This window comes from Azospirillum soli, from assembly GCF_017876165.1.
GTDB lineage: Bacteria > Pseudomonadota > Alphaproteobacteria > Azospirillales > Azospirillaceae > Azospirillum > Azospirillum soli.
The window spans coordinates 17,243-37,740 of record NZ_JAGINQ010000039.1; the positions used below are offsets into that span (position 1 = coordinate 17,243).

Genomic DNA, 20,498 nt, shown 5'->3' on the forward strand with positions numbered 1-20,498 from the left:
GTCAGGCAGCAGGGCACGGCCGCCGACGGACGAGCCGTGCCCTGCTGCCCGCTTAGAAGGACAGGCGCAGCCCGGCGGTGGCCGTGTGGGCGGTGTCGCCCTGGCGCAGTTCGCCGGTATAACCGACCGAAGCCTTCAGGCGGTCGGTGAGGCGGACACCGATTCCGGCGCCGATCACCGCGGCGTCCCGGCCCGGCTCGGCCCCCTTCACCCGGAAAGCGGTGCCGGCGAAGCCGTGCCCGCCGCCTGCGGCGGTGTCGCGGAAGTCGTGCTCCCAGCTCAGCATGGCGGTCGGCTCCAACGCCAAGCCACCGGTCTGAATCACCGTCCCCATCCGGGCGCTGATCGCGCTGCGCAGCGCCGTGATCGTTTCCGCCCCAACGCCCAGCGACCACGGGCCGGCGCCGCTCTCGGTGAAGCCGTCGCGCTGGACCCGCTCCCAGCGCAGGCCGGCGCGCGGCTCGAACCAGGTCGTGCCGAGGGTGAAGCGATGACCGGCGCCGATCTCCGCCGACCAGTCCCTGCCATCGGCTGAGCTGTCGGCCGTCCAGCCGAAGCCGCCGATGACCGGTGTGCGGGTGGTGTCATACCGGCTGAGACCATAGCCCAGCGCCGCGTCGACGAAGGTTCCTCCGGCCGTCCAGCCGGCATAGAGGGTGGCCTGATAGCTGTCCACCTTGCCCGTGCCACCGCCTGCGGCGCTCTTGACCTCGCTGCGCAGGTAGCCGATGGCCAAGCCGGCCGTGACCCCCTGCTCGGTGGCGAATTCGCCGCCGAGCAGGACGCCGCCACCCCGCCGGGTGCTGCCGGGGGCGTTGGCGTCGGAGTCCGTGCGCCCCCAGGACAGCAGCGGCTTGCCCCAGACGGTGAAGCCCTGGTCGGCGGCCGGGCGGGCGGAGGATGCCCCTCCCTCGGCACCGGGCACACCGGCGCTGGCGATCATCTCGGACGGCCCGCCCGCCTTGGCAAAGGCGAAAGCCCCGCCCTGCGTCCAGGCATCGCCGCCGCGGGCGGCGGCCTGCCGGGCCTCGACGACGTGGCCGAACAGGCGGCGGTTCGCTAGGCCGGCGCTCAGCGTGTCGGCGTGCAGCGTGCCGGCAAGCTGCTCCAAGGCGCCGGCCGCCTGTGCGCCGGACCGGGTGTACAGGCTGTCGTAGAACGGCTTCGCTTCGTCGGATGGCCGGGTGCCGGCCGCCGGACGGATCGAGTCGAGGGCGGTGCCGGCGGCACGCCCGGCCGCCGTCTGGGGCAGGCCGGCCGCCGCCAGATTGCCGTAGCTGGCCGGCGTGACCGCCAAGGTGACGGTGTTTCCGCCATAGATCGCGTCAAAGCGCGTACCGGCGGGGAGGCCGGCGGTTGGCTGGGTCAGGGCCGCGAACTGGCCGGACACGCCACCCTGGGCGTTGACGATCTCGAAGGTTTGGCCGATTGCGGGGGTGTAGCTGTTGGTTGCGTTGCCCGCGATGCCGCGCAGGATCGGGCTCAGCGTGCCTGCGGCGGTGAAGCGGCTATCACCGGTGAGGACGATTCGGTCATGCGTCCCGGCGCCGGTACCGGCGGCAGGACCGTCGATCTCGGCCTGGAAGGTGCTGGACGCGGTCAGGGTCAGGGGCGCCGAGAAGGTAAGCGTGCCGGGCGAATTGCCGGGGGCCAGGATGCCCGAGACCACGGCCGGGCCGGTGATGATGCCGGTGCCGCCCAGTGTGCCGCCACCCTCGACGATGACGGGCGCATCGACCCGGCTGCCGTCGGCCACGACCAGTTTACCCTGCTCGATTACCAGGCCACCGGTGTTGGAGACGCCGCCGGAGACGACGACCGTCCCAGGGCCGTTGACTGTGAGAACACCGTCCCCGCCGACCCGGCCGGACAGTGTCACGGTGTTACCGCCCGGGTCGATTGTGCCGTTCGCGGCGGTGACGACGACGGTTTGGGCCAGCGTCAGGGCGGTGGTCGGCTTCAGCACGCCGCCGGCGAAGGTGACGGACGTCCTCTGCACCGCCCCGTCCCCGTTGGTGAAGACCGGCTTGGAGGTGTCGATCACGCCGTCGTCGGCGGGCGGAGTGGTGGGGGTGGTGGGAGTGACGGGGGGAGTGGTCGGTTCCGTCGGAGTGGCCGGCTCGGTGGGAGTGACGGCGGGTGTGGTCGGCTCCGTCGGAGTGGTCGGCCCGGTGGGAGTGACGGGAGGTGTGAGCCCGCTGTCGACGCTGGCGACGAGAACCGTATCCGCGGCCGTGATGGTGTGGCCGTTGAGGTCCACCGCCCCGGCATAGGCGGCTCCCGAGGCGACCGTCCAGGCCAGGGTCGATGTGCCCGCGACTGTGAAGACCGTAGAAGCGATGGCTGGGGCCGCGCTGCCGGTGGCGCCGCGGATCAGCGCGATCTTCGCGCCGTTGGCGATGGTGGTGCCGCTGACCGTCGGCGTGATGGTGACGGTGCCGACGCCGGGCGCATAGTTGGCGGTGTTGGTGGTGTTGACGATGTAACCGGTGCCCGACGCGCCCACGGTAAAGGCGATGCTGCCGGTGCCGGACAGGTTGCCGGCGACCGTGACGGTGTTGGTGCCCAGGTCGAGCGTGCCGCCGTTGTTGAACGCTCCGGTGATGGTCTTGCCGGACGAGCCGATCGTCAGCGTCGTGCCCGGACCCGCGATCCAGACGCCCGAACCGGTCGCGGCGCTGGCATTGATGTCATGGCTCAGCGTCGAAATGCCGGCGCCCTGGAAGACGACCGAGCCCAGCGGTGACGCCGTGCCGATGTTGCCGCCCGTCGTCGTCGCACCGCTGAAGGTCAGCGCGCCGCCGCCACCACTGGGCGTGCCTTCGACCTGGCCGACGATGTTGCCGGAAACGGTCAGTATGGCGCTGGGGTCGTTGGTGAAGGAGATCGTCTCGGCGTAGACGCTGCCATCCACGGTTCCGCTTCCGTAGCCGCCGACCTGGAGCGCTTTGATTTGGGCCGCCGCGGAGCCGACGTTGCCCTGGATCGTCGCGCCGGTCCCACCCCGGAAAACGACGGTGCCCCGCCGGTTGGTGGCGGTCGTCACCTCGCCGGTCAGACTCGCCCCGTCGTTGAGGTCGAACGTGGCGTCGGCGGAGAAGCGGACGGTCGACACGTAGTTGGCCGAGGCCGGCGCGGTCTTCAGCGTCGTGCCGGCGTTGCTGATGGTGATCTGTTTCAGCCGGTTGGCCTCGGTGCCGATGCCGGCGCCCAGGGTGACGGTGCCGCTGCCGGAGAAGGCAATCCTGCCCTGTCCGGCCGTGCCGCCCGAGGTCGTTACGGAGCCGATCCGGACATCCGTGCTGGAGATCGACAGCAGGCCGTCCTGGCTGAAGGTCACGGCGGGGCCGGTCGCGGCACGGGCGCTGCCGCTCGACGTGTCGAGCCGGGATCCCGTGTCGAGGATCAGGGTCCCCAAGCCGCCGATCGCGACCTCGTCGGCGTAGGCCGCTTGAGTGATCGTGACGATGCTCCCCGTGCCGCTCTTCATCTCGATCCGCTTCAGCCCGTGGGTACCGGAGCCGATCGTCCCGTTGAGGATGCTCTGCGTGGCGGGCTGGACGATGAGGGTCCCGGCGCCGTCGGTCGAGGTGGTGATGGGTGCGTTGACGGTTGCGCCGCGGATGGAGGCGGTTCCGTCGGCGCCGAAGTTCAACGCACTGGCGTTGATGTTGCCATTAAAGGTCGCAAGGGTGCCGTCGAGGTTGAACTGCTTGAGCTTCGCCGAGCTTCCCACGGCACCGGTGACGGTCGTGTCGCTTCCGGCGCCGAGGGTGATCGTGCCGAGGCTGCCGGAGCTGCCCGTCATCAGGACGGAGCTGATGGAGTTGCTTGCCCCGTTGAGGACCAGCGTTCCGTCCCTGTTGTTGGTGAAGTTGACGTAGGAATTCTGGAAATTGCCGCCGACGGTCAGGGTTCCCGCTTGTGAGTAGAAAGCCCCGGTGTTTGTCATGGTGCCGGTCACGGCCATGTTCCCGCTGCCGCCGATCGTCACCCGGAACAGGTTGCCGACAGATCCGTTGACCGCCGCACCGTCGCCCGTGAAGTTGAGAACGCCGACCCCCGCCGCCGTCGCCGTCACGCTGCCGATGGTGACGCCCCCGTTCACCTGGGCGAAGCTGCTGCTGCTCGCCCCGTTCTCCGCTTGGAACTCAACGGACTTCCCAGCCGTGATGATGACTGTGCCCGGCGAGGTGATGGTCACATCCGCCGCGTAAGCGGGCGACACGATTGCGGTGGTGGCCAGCAGAAAAGGGGTGAGATGCGTGACGGACGGGCGATGCATTCCTGAGCCTCGGGGGTGTCTACCAACTCAGGGAACTTCCGGGAGATTGTTATCAAAAGTATTAAGAACGATTCCAATTTGCAGGATGGTGGTGCGGTCGGACATAGCCGGGCCGTGACGGGGCGTCTCGCCAGAACGCGACCATGTTGCATCGAGACGGTGACTTTGTTGCAGCGAGGCAATTCCGGTCGCAGGTAGCCCTTTCCCGGCGTCTTGATTACGCAACGTGGACGCAGTCCGGGTGTCCGAGGTTGAGCATGCGGTTCAGGACCCGGACCGCGATGGCGATTTCGGTGTTCCGTCGATCTTCAGTCCGTAACCGCAGGGCATCGCCAATGATGCGTTTCCAGCGGCTGAAAGACGCCTCGACCAGGACGCGAACATTGTGCCGGGGGCCTTTTTTGCCACGCCATGCTCCCGTGCTCGGCGAAGTGCTGGAGGTGCCGGTCATAGGCCCCGTCGGCCACGAAATCGGTAAAAGGCTCCTCAATCTGGCCCAGCAGAGGACCGACCTACGATTCGTCATCAAAATCGTGGTTGGTTAGGGTCGCCGCCACAATCCGCCCGGTGGCGGCATCGAGCCCGACGTGCAACCTCCTCCAGGCGCGTCGGCGCTGGGTTCCATGCCTTTCGACCAGCCACTCGCCGGGACGGCACCGTCAAGTTTGGGTTGGCAGGGTCGCCGGGGTGAGGTTTAGGGCCGCCATGAATCAGCTATGCGGTGTGCCTGTCCTTCCGCTTTCCGGTAAGCCTGCGCATGGTCGAGGAGATGCTGGCGCTGCGCGGCGTCACGGTCGGCCCCGAAATCGCCACCCGGATCCGCCCGCGGCGCCTTGCCCGGGGCGATGAATGGCATTTGGATGAGGTCGTGATCAGCAGCGCCGGCAAGAGGCACCACCTGTGGCGCACGGTCGGCCGGGACGGCTTCGTCCTCAACGTGCTCGTGCAGAGGCGGCGCGACATGACGGCGGCCAAGCGTCTGCTGCGCAAGCTGCTCAAAAGGTGGGGCGGGCACCCCGGGTGATGATCCCCGATAAGTTGAAGTCCTACGCAGCCGCCAAGAAGGGATCTGAGGCTGCGTTGCGAGCACCGCCAGCACAGGGCCCTCAACAACCGGGCCGAGAACTCGCATCAGCCGACCCGAGGGCGTGAGCGGCCGAGGAAGCGCTTTACATCACCGCGGCAGGTCCAACGATTCCTCTCTATCCACGACCCGATCCACAACCTCGTCCACCTCCGGCGCGACCACCGCTCCGCTTTCGACTATCGCGCTGCCCAGGCTCAGGCGTTCGTCGCCTGGGCCGAGGTGGCCGGCGCGCCGTTAAAGCAATTTCCTCTCAATCGCAGTCATGCCCGGCGGCTGAGAAGACGTTTACGCTCTCCGCCGTCGTGATTGCGTCGATGCCCTGTCGAATGGCCTCCCAGAGAGCTTCTTTGGTCCGCGCCGCGGCCTTCTTCAGGAACGCCTTGAGCTTGGGAACGCTATTTCGATCGGATTGAAGTCGGGGCTGTAGGGCGGCAGGACGCGCAGCCCGGCGCCAGCGCGCTCAATGGCCTCGCGCACCGCCCGATCTGCGGGCGGTCCTGAACGGCGTGCTATACGTGCTGGAGGCGGGCGCCAACGGCGTCACCTGCCCAAAGACCTGCCGCCGCGCAACACAGTGCACGGCTATTTGCATCTGTGGGCCGGGGGCGGCACGCTGGAGCGTCTCCATCATGACCTCTACGCCCGAGTCCGCGAGCAGGAAGGCCGCGAGGCCAGCCTGACCGCCGCTGTGCTGGATAGCCAGAGCGTCCGCGCGGCGGAAAAGGGAGCATACGGCGGACCCGGTCGGCTATGACGCGTGCTTGATCCATTCGGGGTTCGGCAAAACCCGTGGGTGAGAGCAGAGAACCCATCCATATGCTCGCCATCGCTGCAACCCAACCAATACGTCTCCGTACTCCAACACCCATCCGTGCCACACGGCGGCGTCCTGCTAAGGTTCACGCCGCACGAGGATGATCCGCGTGCGCATTCCCTCATGCACCTTGGTTTCAAGAAACCCGCCCGGTCCGCTGCGCGACAGGCTGATCAGCTTCGCGCCGCGCTGCACCGCCGCATGCGCCGGGTGTTGGAGAAGATCCGGGTCCATGGGAGTCGACGGAACCGGGTTGCTCGCCATCACACGCGGCAACGCGGCCAGCGCGACGGGCGGAGCGTCCTTGGAACGCCGATAGAAAAGGTGGTTTCCGATGCGGGTGGCGAGGCGCAGGGCCGGGTCTTCGCTCCAATCCGGCGTCACGTAATCGGCGTGGAAGTAGAGAGCGCCCGCGCTCGGGTCGGGGATGGCGACGGGGGACGACGCGAGCGTCGCCAGCGCACGGGCGGCGATGCTCTTTGCCGATTCCCACGCCGCAGGCTCAAGGACCACGTCCGGCCGGTCGTCCAGCGTCCATGAGAACTGGGCGACCATGCGGCCGGTTCGGTAATCGATACCCTTCTCCCACACGACGTTGCAGATGGTTTTTGGGAAGTTCGGCGAGCGCAACCGGTTCACCGTCACCATGGCGACCGCCAGTTGCCCAAGCTCGGGCTGTCCACGGGACTCGTGGTAGATGTTGCAGGCGAGGCAGGTCACCTCATCCTGCCTCTGGGCGGCACAATCCGGGCCGGCTGCCTTGACCGATGACGGAAGAGCGATCAGCAGGGTCAGCGCAAGAGCGCCCGCAGCCCATCGGTTCATTCGAACGAACAAAGGTCGCAGCACGTTTGTCCCCATCCACCCCCATGCGCGATCCCATGCGCGGCACATCGACTGTAGGCGCGGTTCTTCAAATTTGTCTCGGATTCCATCGTCTTAGGTGGAATGCCATACCGTCCGGCAATGCCCTCCCCGCATCGCCATTCGGGCTAAGCGTTTCATCGGCGCCCAAGCTTTCGGGGCAGTCCGTCCGATACCGATTCGCCGAATTGACCCACCGGCGCGCAGCCGCCCATCGTGACGGCGGGTTCATGAGCGTGAGGGGCTCTCCATGACGATGCATGCCAAAGGTCACGCCAGAGGGATGGGGGGATTGTTTCGAGTGGCCGGGGTGACCGTGGCCTTGGCGCTGACCGGATGCGCCGGATTGACGCGCTCGGCTGACCAGGCGGGCGCCATCCAGCTGCGTCAAACGACGCCGGAGCGGGTCGAGGGGCTGATCGCCCAGGGCGAAGAGGAACTGCGCAATGGTCTCCACCAGAACGCGCTGTCGACCTTCTCCACCGCGATGAAGGCCGAACCGGACAACCGCCGCGCCCGGCTGGGCATGGCGGAAGCGCATCTGGCGATGGGCAATGCCGACCTCGCGCTGAAAGGGTTCGAGGCGCTGCCGGCGGATATGCGCAACGACCCGCAGGTCCTCCAGGGCCGGGGCATCGCGCTGGCGCAACAGGGAAAGGCAGGGGCGGCCGAACAGGTGCTGGCCGCTGCGGTTGCAGCGGATCCGTCGTTGTGGCGCAGCTGGAACGCGCTCGGCCGCGTCTCCGACGCCCAGCGGAATTGGGACCGCGCCGAGGCCTCCTACCGCCGCGCGCTGGAGATCAACCCGTCCGCGGCGGAGGTCTACAACAATCTTGGATATTCGCTTCTGCTGCGGGGCCGCTACGCCGAGGCGATCGGGCAGTTCGACCAGGCCCTGCGGCATGCGCCGGGCCTCACCGCTGCTCAGGACAACATGTCGCTCGCCAACGCGCTGATGGGACAATACGACCGCGCGCTGGCGGCGGTGCCGGCGGAGCGCACACCCACGGCCCTGAACAACGCCGGCTTCGCCGCCATCACGCGCGGCGAGTATGGCACCGCCGAGTCCTACCTCATCAAGGCCGTGCAGGACAGCTCCCGCCATTTCGGCACGGCGAACGAGAACCTGCGCTGGCTGACCTACCTCCGCAAGAACGAGACTGTGGCGCGCTGATTAATCCCACGGACCTCCGCGCCGGCCCGCCCGGCAGCGTGTTGTACGGAAGCGGCGAGGACGTTTCCGGAGCAATGCACGAATGGGCGGGCCGAGGCTGTGGGGCGGCTGTCTGGCAACGTGTGCCGTGCTGTTCGGCGCGTCCGTTTCGTGTGTTGAGGCGGCGGCCGAGGTGGCGGAGGTGCGCGACCTGCATCTTGAGGCACCCGGACCTCTCCATCCCGCGACACGCGACGACCTGTTTACGAAAGCGGCCCGCCAAGCCGTGACCGCCGCGTGGCAGGCCCGCCACCCGGACCGCGCGCCGCCGTTCCTGTCCGAACGGCTGGTCGGGAAGGCCGTCCGCCACATCGATGTCATCGACGAAACCATCGCTCCGGACCGCTATGCGGTGACGCTGAACGTCGGCGTGGCGATGGGCGTCCTGCGTCTGGCGGCCGGGTTGCCGGAGGATGCGGCACCCGAGATGGCGCGGGCGATTCCGCAAGAGCCTGTCCCGCAGGAGACTGCCGCCGTCCGCATCCTCGTTCCGGTGGGCGGGGCGGGGGCGGCCTTGCGCCATCGGGAGCAGCCGGTGGGGTCGGGCGGGCGCTGGATACATGTGGGCGCCGACGCGGTGAACAACACACAAACGGCGCGGCTGCGCATCGGCAGCTTTGTCGGAAGCGGCCAGCCGCATCCCGGCTTTCACTGTCTTTCGGTGAAGGTCTGTTCCCCCGAGTGATGCCTCGGATATAGACCATAATCCGTTTGGTTTCGACCTCGTCCGCGCGGCCGAAGGAAACGGGCACAGTCCGCAATCACCTTTGTCTAGCTGTTTCCTTGCGGACTGCTTCGTCACAGTTTCGGTGAGAAATAGGGATCGTCGTGCCGGGTGCAATGCCTCCTTCGTATGCGCGCGAACCTTCTTAACGAGATGTGACGTAAGGGGGATGATCGTGAAAATTGTCTCCGCGATTCTTGGCGCGATATTTGGGGCCATTCTTATGCTGCCGGGCGGATTTCAGGGAACCGCCGCAGCCCAGCCCGCCGTGCGCGTAGAAACCGCCAACCCGCAGCTGGCCGGAGAGGTGCAGCTTCCACTCAACAAGTCCCGTGTCATCAAAATCGACCGGCCGGTGACGGATGTCCTGGTCGGCAACCCGCAGGTGGCGGACGTGATGGCGCTGTCGGACCGGTCCATCTATGTCCTCGGCAAGAGCCTCGGTTCGACCAACATCGTGCTGTACGGCGCGAACCGGTCGCTGATCGCGCTGATGGACGTCACGGTCACCCCCGACCTGCCGACCCTGCGGCAGCGCCTGCATGAGCTGATGCCGAACGAGCGTGTCGAGGTGCGCGGCGCGAACGACGCGGTCGTGCTGAGCGGAAGCGTGTCCAGCGGCGACCTGATGAAGAGGGCCGTCGCGGTCGCGGAAAACTTCGCGCCGGGCAAGGTCACCAACATGCTGGCGATGGCCGGCGGGCAGCAGGTTATGCTGGCGGTCCGCTTCGCCGAGGTGAAGCGCAACGTCGCCAAGCAGCTGGGGCTGAACACGAACATCCTGGTGGGCAAGGGCAACGACACGCTGGCCATGGTGTCGGGCAAGGTCCCCGACATGACGCCCTTCGCGCTGGTCGAAGGGGTGCTGAACTGGGGCAACGTCAGCATCGACGTGCTGCTCGACGCCTTGGAGGAAAAGGGCATCGTCAAGACGCTGGCCGAGCCGAACCTGATCGCCATGTCCGGCGAGACGGCGAGCTTCCTGGCCGGCGGCGAGTTTCCCATTCCCGTGGGGCAGACTTACGAGGGCAACCGCAGCATCGTCACCATCGAGTTCAAGCAGTTCGGCGTGAAGCTAGCCTTCACCCCGACGGTGCTCGGCAACGGGGCGATCAACCTGCTGGTGGAGCCGGAGGTCAGCGCGGTCGACCGCACCAACGCCGTCGTGCTGTCCGGCACCGTGGTTCCCGGCCTGACCACCCGGCGGGCGCACACGACCGTCGATTTGCGGCACGGCGAAAGCTTCGCGATCGCCGGCCTGATCCAGAGCAACTTCGCCGACGGGGTGAACCAGTTTCCCGGCCTGGGCGACATCCCGATCCTCGGCGCCCTGCTGCGCAGCAGTTCCTTCCAGCAGCAGGAAACCGAGCTGGTCATCATCGTGACCCCCTACATGGTGCGGCCTGCGCTGGCCGGGCAGCTTCGCCTGCCGACGGACAACTTCACTCCGCCGCGCGAGATCGACCTGTTCCTGCGGGGCCGGATCGAGGGCGCCCGTCCCGGCACGGGTACCGCCGAGGCCGCGCCCAAGGCCATGCCCGCCGGGGCCGGTCTTGCCGGCGATGTCGGTTACGTCCTGCGGTGAGGTGATGCGATGAAAAGCCTGCTGATTGTGCCCGTGACGCTTTTTCTTCTGGCCGGCTGCGCGTCGGAGGTGCCGATCACCGGAACGCCCGGTCTCGGCGACGCCGTCCGCAACAACATGGCCGCTCACATCATCCCCTTGCCTCCGTCGCCCCAGGCCGGCACGCCGATCGAGGTTCCAGCCCAGCGGACGGGCCTGGCCATCGAACGGTACATGACCGGACAGGTGAAGCCGCTGCGCGTCGAGCAAGCCGGTTCAAAGCAAAAATAGCTCAGATTCCCGACATGTTGGAGGAAAGCCCGTCGCCCCGGAAAGGGGAGGCGGGCTTTTGTTTGTGCACAGCCCGAGCAAAAAGACGGTATTCACCGTAAGGCTTATAGTACTGCTTGATCTTTCTTCGTGGTCCTTATGGCGTGCCGTTGCGTGGGGACGGTCATGTCCCGTCGATCGGGTTAAGGCCGGCAATTAATTCGATCCTGAAGGAACAAACGCGCCCTCGCTTGGGGAGGCGTTTTCGGTGCGGCGCAGCACCGGAAGAATCAATCGAATGAAACCGGGAACACGTCTTTCGGGACGTCGATCGCAAAACAAATCCGAAATAAAGTTTGTTCACCGGGGCGATGAAGCGCCGGGAACACTCAAAAAAAACCATTGGTACACAGGAGATAGAAGTCATGAACAACGTCTTCATCAAGGCCTACAATGCTTTTGTTCGCTTTTCTCATGACGAGCGCGGCACTCAGCTTGTCGAAACGGCCGTGTGGATTGGTCTGATTACGGCTCTTGTGGTCGCTACGGTCGATCTGATCGGCGGCGACGTGAGCACTTCCCTGACCAACGTCCACACTGCCTTCACCACGGCCCGGACGAACTGACCGTTCGGTCCCAGCAGCATGGCGGCGGCTTTCATTGCCGCCGCCTCTGCCTCTCTTCCCTTTCTCTTCAAAAATCCGGAGGCACCATGAAACGGCGGGCGCTGTTCATGCTCGCTCTCGCCTGCGTGACGGGCGGGACCGCGGTTTACCTTGCGCGGGGGTGGATTGCGCGGCAGGTGCCGACGCAGGTCGTCGCGGTTCCGGCCATGCCGCCGCTTGCCACCACCACGGTCGTCGTCGCGAAGATGCCCCTGAAGTTCGGTGATGAGCTGAACCGGGAAAATCTCCGTGAAATCACCTGGCCGGCCGATGCGGCTCCGGAGGGCTCGTTCAAGTCGACGGAGGAGCTTCTCGCCGGGGAACGCCGCGTTGCCCTGCGCGACATGGGGCCGAACGAAGTGCTCCTGAAAAGCCGCGTTTCGGGCTACGGCGGCCGAGCGACGCTGTCGGCCATCATCGGCGAGAACATGCGGGCGGCGACCATTCGCGTCAACGACGTGCAGGGCGTAGCCGGCTTCGTTCTGCCGGGCGATCTGGTCGATGTGGTGTTCACGCGCCCGGAACATATGGAGCAGGGGAGCCAGTCCTCCCCCATCACCGACACGCTTCTGCAAGGGGTCAAGGTTTTGGCGGTCGATCAGATCGCCGACGGCAACAAGGACAAGCCGGTTCCGGCCAAGGCGGTGACGCTGGAAGTCTCGCCGGAGGACGCGCAACGCCTGGCGCTGGCCGGGCAGGTGGGCAGCCTCGGGCTGACGCTCCGGCAGACGGGCGGCGTCGCGGTGGCGCAGGTCGATACCATCCGGATCAGCAATCTGGTGGGCCGCACGTCTCCAACCCCGGTCGGGACGGCTCCGCAGCCGATGGTGGCGGAAAGACACAACGCCAACGTCCGCATCGTCCGCGCCTTGGAGGAGTCGTTCCAGGACGTGCCCTTTGACAGCCGCCCGGCCCAGGCCGCTCCGCGCAAGCCGGAAGCCCCTCGCCGCGAGCAGATCGCGGGTGGCGGCAACGGCGACACGCCGGTCGCCATGGCGGACCCGAAGGCCGAGACGCGCGCCCCGTAAACGCCGTGGCTGCCCCGCCCAGGCAACCTCCGCCAGGACAGGAGCGATCCCATGAAACCCAAGAGACGAGCCCTTGAGCGCGCCCAAACGCCGCTTGACCAGCTGGTCCGCGACGAGGAGGGAAGCGTCCTTCCCTATTTCGCGGTTCTGGCCGCCGTCCTGGTCGGTGCGGTCAGCCTGTCCGTTGACGTCGGCCGGATGGTGACCACCAACACGGAGGCCAAGTCGGCCGCGGACGCCGCCGCCCTCAGCGCCGCCGCCATTCTCGCCTCGGCGGTCCGCACCCCCGGCCAGGACGCGGCGAGCATCAGAGCCGCCGTGCAGCAGGCGGCCTCGCAGGTGGCGGTGAACCGTCAGACCTTCGCCACGGCCAACGCCGGCGACGGATCGCAGAGCAGCACCGGGGGGACGGTCGCCATCTCGCGCGTCCGGCTGCTGACCGGCCTGCCGGAACAGAACGGCGGAAGTGCGACGACCCCCATCGGCTCGGCCTACGAGACGTCCGATCCCTGGCAGGCCCACTTCGTCGAGGTCACCACGGAGACGTTGTCCACCAACAATTTCTTCGGTCCGGTGCTGGGCGGCGCGCAAACCAGCCAGACAAGCGCAGTCGCGATTGCCGGCTTCACCCAGGTGGTGTGCCGCATGCCGCCGGTCTGGATCTGCAACCCGAACGACAACGGAACCTCAAGCAACCCCATTTTCAACGCCTCCCATTGGCGCGGCCGGGAGGCTTTGCTCCGGGCGTCGGGGGCGGGTGCCTCCTGGACGCCGGGCAACTTCGGCCTGCTGGATGCGCCCAACGGGCAGGGCGCCAGTGCAGTGGCCGACTTCCTTGCCTCCGTGACCCCGGACACCTGTTTCAAGGCCAATGGCGTCGATCTGCGTCCCGGTGCGACCAGTTCCGTGCGTACGGCCATCAACACGCGCTTCGACATGTACGAGTCGCCGTATTTCAACGGCAACGCCCGCACCAATCCGAACTACCGGCCGGCCCTGAATGTGACCAAGGGCTACATCCGCAACGGCGGCAACGCCTGCAACATCGTGCAATCGGCGCCGCCCACCGCCATGGGACTGCCGCGGGATTCGGACCTGTCGATCACGAACCGCTTCGGCAACGGCCAGTGGAACTGCCTGAACTACTGGACCGTCAACCACCCGACCCATCCCCGGCCGGCCGCCTGCAGCAACCCGTCGCAGATGACCCGGTTTGAGATGTACCGCTACGAGATCGACAACAACCTGATCCCGAACAACAGCGCCTCGGGTGGCGAGAACGGCAGGGCGGCTTGCCACGCCGACGCCGCCAGCCTGTCTCCCACCGATCCGGACCGCCGGGTCATCTACTTCGCGATCGTCAACTGCTCGCAGTACGCCCTGAACGGCAACCGCGACAACGTGCCGGTGGCGGCCTTCGGCAAGGCCTTCCTGACCGAGCCCGTCGTGAACCAGGGCGGCGCCGACGAGATGGTCGTGGAGTTCATCGACGTCGTGAAGGTGGGCGCCGACAACGGCGTGCTTCACGAGATCGTCCAGCTCTACCGGTGATCCGATGCCGCGACGCCCATTCTCCACGAGGCTGATGCGCCTGCTGAAGGACCGCCGGGGCTCGGCCATGGTGGAAGCCGCCCTCGTGCTGCCGCTGGTGATGACGCTGACCTTCGGCCTGATCGAGATGGGCCGGGCGCTGCACCACCATCACGTCCTGTCCAAGAGCGTCCGAGACGCCGCCCGCTATCTGGCCCGCGTCCCGCTCGGCTGCCCGGCGACCGTCGACGCCAACTGGGCAACCGCGAGCGCCACGGCGAAGACGCTGGCCCTGACCGGACGGATGAACGGGACGACGCCTCTGGTCAGCTATTGGACCACCGGCGCTTTCACGATCGCCCCGCCGACCTGCCAGACGATCATGGGGCGGGAGGTGCAGGTGATGGCCGTCACGGGGGCGGTAAACTACCAGAGCCTCGGTTTCCTCAACCTCATCAATCTCCCCTCCTTCCAGCTCCGGGCGTCGCACCGGGAAATGCACATCGGCGAGTGAGGAGAAGGCCCATGCTCCGAAGACTTCGCCGCGACGAGCGCGGCACCACCATGGTCGAAATGGCCCTCGTGTTTCCGCTGCTCCTGGTGCTGACCTTCGCGATTCTGGAGTTCGGCAACCTGTCCTACCAGTGGCTGATCGCGGAGAAGGCGACGGAGATGGGCGCGCGCTTCGCGGTCACGTCCAACATCGTCGCCACCGGGATCCCGGAATGCGGGGTGGCGACCACCGCCACGGCCGGCACGCCCTGCCGCCAGATTGCCGGATCGGTCGGCTGGCAGCGGACCTGCACGTCGGGGTCCAGCGGCTGCGACGCCACCGCTTTCAACGCCATCGTTCAGCAGATGCGGACGATCTATCCGCGCATCGCGCCGGGCAACGTCACCGTCCAGTACTTCGGCACCGGCCTCGGCTTCGTCGGCCGAGGGTCCCCGGTTCCGAACGTCACGGTCTCGCTGAACGGCCTGACCTTCGACTTCGTCGTCCTCAACGGTCTTTTCGGGTTCGGTCCGATCACGATGCCGGACTTCCGGGCGACCCTGACCGGTGAAGACCTCTCGTCCTGATCCCTCAGCAGAACTGGAACGACCATGAGCCGCCGCATCAACAGCTTTGCCCTTCTGCGGTCCTCCGACTGTGCCGACGAGCTGCGCTCCGCGTTCGACGCCGCAAACGCCGGACGGCTCGACCTGAGGATGATCGCCAGCTCCACGCCCGTCCGGTTCGACGCTCCGGCCGGGGCCGAGGCAATCCTGATCGAACTGGACCCCGGCGAGCCGGGCGCCGTCGATGCGCTGGCGCGTTTCGTTCGCGACGCGGCCAATGGACGGCCGGTGATCGCCATCGCCCGCGACGCTACCGTGCAGTCCGTGCGGGCGCTGATGCGGGCGGGCGCGCTGGACGTGCTGCCGCGCCCGGTGTCGGCCGGCGACCTCGGCCACGCGCTGGAGCACGCCCGCACGCTGCTGGCGCAGCGTGGCCGGCAGGACGGGCGGGTCGTCACCGTCCTGCGCAGCTGCGGTGGTGTCGGCGCCACCACGCTGGCCGTGCAGACGGCGCTGGAGCTGGTCAACCGGGACCGCAACCACAAGGCGCGCGTCTGCCTCGCCGACTTCGACCTGCAATTCGGCAATGCGGCCCTGTCGCTGGATCTCGGCGGCACCGCCGGGCTGATGCAGATCCTTGAGGCGCCCGCGCGGCTGGATGCCGCCTTTCTGTCATCCGCCGTGGCGCACCACGCGTCGGGCCTCGACGTGCTGGCCGCCCCGCCGGAGATCGTGCCGCATGACACGCTGACCGCGGACATGGCGTCGCGCATCCTGGCCCTGCTGCGCGAGCAGTACGATTTCGTCGTCGTGGACATGCCGCACGCCTGGACCTCCTGGACCTCCCCGGTGCTGGCCGGGTCGGAGCTGGTCGCCCTGGTGATGCGCCCGGACGTGACCGGCGTGCTGCGCACCCAGGGCCACCTGAAACTGATCGCGGAGGAGGAGTTGGACGATGTGCCGCGCCTGATCGTCGCCAGCCAGGTGGAGCAGGGCTCCGCCGCGCGCCAGGCGCTCAAGGATGCGCAGGCGGCGTTGGGCGAGCCGATCCAGGCCTGCATCCGCTTCGATGCCAAGGCGGCGGCGGCGGCCCGTGAGGCCGGCAAGCCCCTGCGCGAGGTGGCCGCCGGCAGCGTCATCGCGAAGGACACGCGCGCCTTCGCCGGGCTGATCCTCTCGACCCTGTTCCCCGCCGCCAGGGAGGTCGAGGCGCCGCGCTCCGCCCTGCGCCGGCTGTTCTCCCTCACGCCGCTCGCCGCGGCCCGCTGACGTCCCGAAAGGAAAGGAATCCGCCATGTTCGGTCGTTTTCGCGGCGGCGCGTCCGCCGCAGCCGTCGAACGCGTCCCCGCGCCGGAGGTCCGGCCGGCTCCGGCCGCCGCCGAGCCGGTCGCCGTCCTCAAACCGGTCAGCTTCGAGGACAGCGAGCGCTACATCGACCTGAAGGTCAGCCTGCACCGTAAGCTGATCGACATCATCAACCTCGGCGCGCTTGAAAAGATGGAGCGCGACGACATCGCCCGCGAGGTGAACGAGCTGTTGGGCGAGCTTCTGGCGGAAGAGCAGATCGCGCTGAACGCCGGCGAGCGCAGCCGCCTGACCCGCGACATCATCGACGAACTGCTGGGGCTGGGGCCGCTGGAGCCGCTGCTGAAGGACGCCACGGTGTCCGACATCCTGGTCAACACGTTCGCCCAGGTCTTCGTCGAGCGGCGCGGGACGCTGGAGCTGTCCAACGTGAAGTTCCGCGACGAACGCCACCTGCGCCGCATCATCGACCGCATTGTCGCCGGGGTCGGGCGCCGCGTGGACGAGTCCCAGCCGATGGTGGACGCCCGGCTGCCCGACGGCTCGCGCGTGAACGCGGTGGTTCCGCCGGTGGCGGTGGACGGCTCCGTCGTGTCGATCCGCAAGTTCTCCAAGACCCCGCTGAACATCGACCGGCTGATCGGCGTCGGCGCCATCACGCCGGAGATCGCCCAGGTGCTCAAGGCCGTGGTGCGGTCGCGGCTGAACGTGCTGATCTCCGGTGGCACCGGCACCGGCAAGACGACGATGCTGAACGCCCTGTCCAGCTTCATCGGCGAGCGCGAGCGCATCGTCACCATCGAGGATGCGGCCGAGCTTCAACTCCAGCAGATCCATGTGGTGCGTCTGGAGACCCGCCCGGCGAACATCGAGGGCCGGGGCGAGATCGCCCAGCGGGAGCTGGTCAAGAACGCACTCCGCATGCGGCCCGACCGCATCATCCTGGGCGAGTGCCGTTCGGGCGAGGCCTTCGACATGCTCCAGGCCATGAACACCGGCCACGACGGCTCGATGACCACCATCCACGCCAACACCCCGCGCGACGCGCTGGGCCGCCTGGAGCAGCTGATCGGCATGACCGGCATGAACCTGCCGCCGCGCTCCATGCGCGCGCAGATCGCCTCGGCCATCAACGTGATCCTGCAGATCCGCCGCTTCTCGGACGGACGCCGCCGCCTCGTCAGCCTTAGCGAGATCACCGGCATGGAAGGCGAGATCATCACCATGCAGGAGATCTTCCGCTTCGACCAGCACGGCGTGGACGAGGACGGCACGGTGCGGGGCGAACATGTCGCCACCGGCGTGCGCCCCCGCTTCTACGAGCATGCCGCCACCGCCGGCCTGGAGCTGCCGAGCCGCCTGTTCGCCGCGAACCACCGGCTGGCGTGACACCAGCTGGCGTGACGGCCGCCGCCGCAGGCGACCGAGGAGGGGACCCATGAGCTTCAGCGACATCGACTTCGCCTATATCCTGCTCTTCGTTTCGGGGCTGCTCCTGGTCGAGGGGCTGTACCATCTGGTGTTGGACCGGACGCAGGGGGAGAATGGCGGGCGGAACCGCCGCATGCGCCTGATCGCGTCGGGGGCCGGCGGCAACGCCATGCTGAACCGGCTGCGCCGGGGCGAGATGGATCGCGCCTCCGCCGCCATCGCCCGCGTCCTTCCCTTCGTGGAGCGGATGATCCGCGAGGCGGGGATGGTGGTCACCGTGGGCCGCTTCGCGCTTCTGTGCCTCGTCCTGGTCGCAGTGGCTCTGGTCGTCTTCCGGTTCGCCGTGGGGTTGAACCCGATGCTGACCGCAGTCGCCGCGTTGGCGGCGGGTGTCAGCGTTCCGCTGCTGTTCCTGGCGGGGCGGCGCAAGCGGCGCATCGCGCAGCTCGGCCAGCAGTTCCCCGAGGCGCTTGAGATGATGGTCCGCGGCCTGAAGGCGGGGCATCCGATCAACTCGGCCATCGCCCTGGTGGCGACGGAGATGTCCGACCCCATCGGCACGGAGTTCGGCATCGTTGTGGACGAAATGACCTACGGTCTCGACCTGCACTCCGCGTTGCTCAATCTGGCGGCGCGCGTGCCGCATCCGGATCTGCGGTATTTCATCGTCACCGTGCAGATCCAGCACAGCACGGGTGGCAACCTGGGCGAGGCGCTCAGCAACCTCGCGGCCGTCATCCGCGACCGCTTTACCATGAAGGCGAAGATCAAGGCGCTGACCTCGCAGGGCCGTTCGGCCGGCTTCATCATCGGTCTAATGCCCTTTGCCGCCGCCCTGCTGATCAACACGATCAACAAGGGCTATTTCGGCGACGTGCTGACCGACCCCCTCTTCTTGCCGGCCTTGGGCTTTGCCGGCGTGCTGATGGTGATGGGGCACTTCATCATTCACCGGCTCGTGAATTTCCGGTTCTGACCGTGGAGGCGAGGCAGCCATGCTCGATGTCCTGAACGAATTCCGCTACGTCTTCGTCGACGAACGGTCGCTCATCCTGGCCATCGTCTTCGTGTCCGCCGTACTGGCGGTGTTGGCCGGCGCCTCTGCCCTGATGGGCACCGGAACCGGGGGCGGGCGCCTGCGCACCCTGGCGGGCAAGGACCGATCCGCCGCCTCGCTGCGCAACGGGTTCGGCAGCGACGGCGCGCGCGATCTCGTGCGCCGGCTGGAACGCGCGGTCGTGCCTACCGACGGGCGGAAGCGAACGCACGCGCAGACGCGCCTCGTGCAGGCGGGCTTCTATCACCCGCAGGCGCTGGCCATCTTCTTCGCGATCCGCTGCGTCCTGGCGCTCGTCCTGCCGGTCGTCGGGCTGTTTGCCCTGCCGATGCTCACCGGCAGCATGACCGTGCAGAAGATGTACGCCGTGGGTGCGGGGGCGGTCGCCCTCGGCTTCTTCGGGCCGGCGATGTTCGTGTCCCGGCGCATCAAGCAGCGTCAGCAGTCCGTGCGCGAAGCCTTTCCGGATACGCTGGACATGCTGCTGGTCTGTGTGGAGGCCGGTCTCGGCCTGAATGCCGCCATTTCCCGCGTGGCGACCGAGCTGCAGCAGGCCTATCCCCTGCTGAGCGAGCATTTCATGATCCTCGGCCTGGAGATGCAGGCGGGCATCGGCCGCGACACGGCCCTGCGGAATCTCGGCGTGCGCATCGGCATCGATGAGGTCAGCGCGCTAACCACCCTGCTGATCCAGTCCGACAGCATGGGCGTCAGCATCGCGCAGACGCTGCGGGTCTACGCCTCGGAAATGCGGCGCAACCGCATGCTGCGCGCCGAGGAGCACGCCAACAAGCTGCCGGTGCACATGGTGCTGCCGCTGGCCGCCTTCATCATGCCGTCCTTCCTGATCGTCATCACCACCCCGACGGTCATCCGCGTCCTGCGCGTCCTCGTCCCGGCCCTCCAGGGCTCCGGCCATTGATGAACATTGGAGAGAAACTCAGATCATGATCGATCCCTTTGTCGCCTGCGCCGGTGCCCTGCTGGTTCTCGCCGCCGGGTGGGACGCCGCCCGCTTCCGAATCCCGAACGCAATCAGCCTTGCTCTGGTCGGCCTGTTCGCGCTGCGCGCGGCGGTCCTGCCGGATGCGGCGGAAGAGGTTCGGCACCTGCTGCCCGCTGGCATCACCTTCGCTGTTACGGCCTTAATGTTCGCGCGGGGGCTGATCGGGGGTGGCGACGTAAAGCTGCTCGCGACCGCCACGCTGTGGATTCCGCCCGCCCTGGTGTTGCCGCAGATTTTTGCGGTGAGCTCCATAGGCGCGGGGCTGGCGGTGGGGTTGACCGTGGTCCGCAAGCTCCTACGCCCGATGTTGCGTTGGGCCACACCGGCGGGACGCGTTGGAATGGAGGCGTTGCCCCATGTCCTCCGCGACAGCGCGCCCGTGCCCTATGGCATTGCCATCACGGCGGGAACGCTGCTCTATCTGCCCTGGCTGGTCTGAGACCATGTTCGGGTGCGGTCAACTTGCCGGCCGGATGACGGCATCGTCATATTAAGTACGCCTAAAGCGGATTGTTTTTGGGTGTAGACGGCATTTTGGCTGGCCCGTGCTGTTGGAGTGAGACACCGTCGAAGGGTCTGCGTCCATGGGCCAGCC

16 protein-coding genes and 3 pseudogenes are annotated in these 20,498 nt (G+C 67.4%); 16 read left to right on the forward strand and 3 right to left on the reverse strand.

Features of this window, described 5'->3' with window-relative positions:
* Nucleotides 1-52: 52 nt before the first annotated feature.
* Nucleotides 53-4,285 (reverse strand): autotransporter outer membrane beta-barrel domain-containing protein, encoded by a 4,233-nt coding sequence (locus J2852_RS30025; RefSeq protein ID WP_209882776.1) that lies wholly within the window; start codon nucleotides 4,283-4,285, stop codon nucleotides 53-55.
* Between the two features lie 709 nt (nucleotides 4,286-4,994).
* Between J2852_RS30025 and J2852_RS30030 the strand changes: the two are divergent.
* Nucleotides 4,995-5,678 (forward strand): annotated as a pseudogene (locus J2852_RS30030) (IS6 family transposase).
* Here the strand turns inward: J2852_RS30030 and J2852_RS31845 are convergent.
* Nucleotides 5,623-5,852, reverse strand: a pseudogene (locus J2852_RS31845) (transposase); the annotation flags it as partial. The pseudogenes J2852_RS30030 and J2852_RS31845 overlap by 56 nt on opposite strands.
* 2 nt (nucleotides 5,853-5,854) lie before the next feature.
* Here J2852_RS31845 and J2852_RS31850 point away from each other — a divergent pair.
* Nucleotides 5,855-6,130 (forward strand): annotated as a pseudogene (locus J2852_RS31850) (transposase); the annotation flags it as partial.
* A 134-nt stretch (nucleotides 6,131-6,264) separates the two neighbouring features.
* Here the strand turns inward: J2852_RS31850 and J2852_RS30045 are convergent.
* The gene (locus J2852_RS30045) at nucleotides 6,265-7,035 is read right to left on the reverse strand and encodes a cell wall hydrolase (protein ID WP_209882782.1); all 771 of its coding nucleotides are present in this window, start codon (nucleotides 7,033-7,035) and stop codon (nucleotides 6,265-6,267) included.
* Between the two features lie 316 nt (nucleotides 7,036-7,351).
* Between J2852_RS30045 and J2852_RS30050 the strand changes: the two genes are divergently transcribed.
* From J2852_RS30050 to J2852_RS30115, 14 genes are all read left to right on the forward strand, one after another.
* Nucleotides 7,352-8,224: a tetratricopeptide repeat protein gene (locus J2852_RS30050; RefSeq protein WP_209882783.1), complete on the forward strand. Its 873-nt coding sequence runs from the start codon at nucleotides 7,352-7,354 to the stop codon at nucleotides 8,222-8,224.
* Between the two features lie 82 nt (nucleotides 8,225-8,306).
* A complete protein-coding gene (locus J2852_RS30055) occupies nucleotides 8,307-8,948 on the forward strand; it encodes a hypothetical protein (protein WP_209882785.1) in 642 nt (213 codons plus the stop codon).
* A 307-nt stretch (nucleotides 8,949-9,255) separates the two neighbouring features.
* Nucleotides 9,256-10,572, forward strand: a complete 1,317-nt coding sequence (locus J2852_RS30060; protein WP_209882787.1) for a type II and III secretion system protein family protein — start codon at nucleotides 9,256-9,258, stop codon at nucleotides 10,570-10,572.
* A 9-nt stretch (nucleotides 10,573-10,581) separates the two neighbouring features.
* On the forward strand, nucleotides 10,582-10,842 hold the full coding sequence (locus J2852_RS30065) for a hypothetical protein (RefSeq protein ID WP_209882789.1): 261 nt from the start codon (nucleotides 10,582-10,584) through the stop codon (nucleotides 10,840-10,842).
* 404 nt (nucleotides 10,843-11,246) lie between these two features.
* On the forward strand, nucleotides 11,247-11,447 hold the full coding sequence (locus J2852_RS30070) for a Flp family type IVb pilin (protein ID WP_209882791.1): 201 nt from the start codon (nucleotides 11,247-11,249) through the stop codon (nucleotides 11,445-11,447).
* Nucleotides 11,448-11,533: 86 nt separating this feature from the next.
* Nucleotides 11,534-12,514, forward strand: a complete 981-nt coding sequence (cpaB, locus tag J2852_RS30075; protein ID WP_209882793.1) for a Flp pilus assembly protein CpaB — start codon at nucleotides 11,534-11,536, stop codon at nucleotides 12,512-12,514.
* A 51-nt stretch (nucleotides 12,515-12,565) separates the two neighbouring features.
* Nucleotides 12,566-14,065 (forward strand): pilus assembly protein TadG-related protein, encoded by a 1,500-nt coding sequence (locus tag J2852_RS30080; RefSeq protein WP_209882795.1) that lies wholly within the window; start codon nucleotides 12,566-12,568, stop codon nucleotides 14,063-14,065.
* A 4-nt stretch (nucleotides 14,066-14,069) separates the two neighbouring features.
* A complete protein-coding gene (locus tag J2852_RS30085; protein WP_209882797.1) occupies nucleotides 14,070-14,558 on the forward strand; it encodes a TadE/TadG family type IV pilus assembly protein in 489 nt (162 codons plus the stop codon).
* A gap of 11 nt (nucleotides 14,559-14,569) precedes the next feature.
* Nucleotides 14,570-15,124 carry a TadE/TadG family type IV pilus assembly protein gene (locus J2852_RS30090; protein WP_209882799.1) on the forward strand — a complete coding sequence of 185 codons (555 nt, stop codon included), beginning with the start codon at nucleotides 14,570-14,572 and terminating at the stop codon, nucleotides 15,122-15,124.
* Nucleotides 15,125-15,148: 24 nt separating this feature from the next.
* Nucleotides 15,149-16,372, forward strand: a complete 1,224-nt coding sequence (locus tag J2852_RS30095) for a CpaE/TadZ family protein (RefSeq protein WP_209882800.1) — start codon at nucleotides 15,149-15,151, stop codon at nucleotides 16,370-16,372.
* A gap of 25 nt (nucleotides 16,373-16,397) precedes the next feature.
* Nucleotides 16,398-17,798, forward strand: coding sequence for a TadA family conjugal transfer-associated ATPase (locus J2852_RS30100; protein ID WP_209882802.1), 1,401 nt, complete (start codon nucleotides 16,398-16,400; stop codon nucleotides 17,796-17,798).
* A gap of 49 nt (nucleotides 17,799-17,847) precedes the next feature.
* Nucleotides 17,848-18,816: a type II secretion system F family protein gene (locus tag J2852_RS30105; protein ID WP_209882804.1), complete on the forward strand. Its 969-nt coding sequence runs from the start codon at nucleotides 17,848-17,850 to the stop codon at nucleotides 18,814-18,816.
* A 19-nt stretch (nucleotides 18,817-18,835) separates the two neighbouring features.
* Entirely contained in the window at nucleotides 18,836-19,819 is a 984-nt protein-coding gene (locus tag J2852_RS30110; RefSeq protein WP_209882806.1) for a type II secretion system F family protein, read from the forward strand.
* Between the two features lie 25 nt (nucleotides 19,820-19,844).
* Complete coding sequence (locus tag J2852_RS30115; protein ID WP_209882808.1) at nucleotides 19,845-20,342, forward strand: A24 family peptidase; 498 nt, start codon at nucleotides 19,845-19,847, stop codon at nucleotides 20,340-20,342.
* Nucleotides 20,343-20,498 lie beyond the last annotated feature (156 nt).

Coding starts and splice junctions, on each gene's coding strand:
- J2852_RS30055 (WP_209882785.1), top strand. CDS start 8,307: ATGGGCGGGCCGAGGCTGTGGGGCGGCTGTCTGGCAACGTGTGCCGTG.
- J2852_RS30070 (WP_209882791.1), top strand. CDS start 11,247: ATGAACAACGTCTTCATCAAGGCCTACAATGCTTTTGTTCGCTTTTCT.
- J2852_RS30025 (WP_209882776.1), bottom strand. CDS start 4,285: ATGCATCGCCCGTCCGTCACGCATCTCACCCCTTTTCTGCTGGCCACC.
- J2852_RS30090 (WP_209882799.1), top strand. CDS start 14,570: ATGCTCCGAAGACTTCGCCGCGACGAGCGCGGCACCACCATGGTCGAA.
- J2852_RS30110 (WP_209882806.1), top strand. CDS start 18,836: ATGCTCGATGTCCTGAACGAATTCCGCTACGTCTTCGTCGACGAACGG.
- J2852_RS30115 (WP_209882808.1), top strand. CDS start 19,845: ATGATCGATCCCTTTGTCGCCTGCGCCGGTGCCCTGCTGGTTCTCGCC.
- J2852_RS30065 (WP_209882789.1), top strand. CDS start 10,582: ATGAAAAGCCTGCTGATTGTGCCCGTGACGCTTTTTCTTCTGGCCGGC.
- J2852_RS30080 (WP_209882795.1), top strand. CDS start 12,566: ATGAAACCCAAGAGACGAGCCCTTGAGCGCGCCCAAACGCCGCTTGAC.
- J2852_RS30100 (WP_209882802.1), top strand. CDS start 16,398: ATGTTCGGTCGTTTTCGCGGCGGCGCGTCCGCCGCAGCCGTCGAACGC.
- J2852_RS30085 (WP_209882797.1), top strand. CDS start 14,070: ATGCCGCGACGCCCATTCTCCACGAGGCTGATGCGCCTGCTGAAGGAC.
- J2852_RS30095 (WP_209882800.1), top strand. CDS start 15,149: ATGAGCCGCCGCATCAACAGCTTTGCCCTTCTGCGGTCCTCCGACTGT.
- cpaB (WP_209882793.1), top strand. CDS start 11,534: ATGAAACGGCGGGCGCTGTTCATGCTCGCTCTCGCCTGCGTGACGGGC.
- J2852_RS30105 (WP_209882804.1), top strand. CDS start 17,848: ATGAGCTTCAGCGACATCGACTTCGCCTATATCCTGCTCTTCGTTTCG.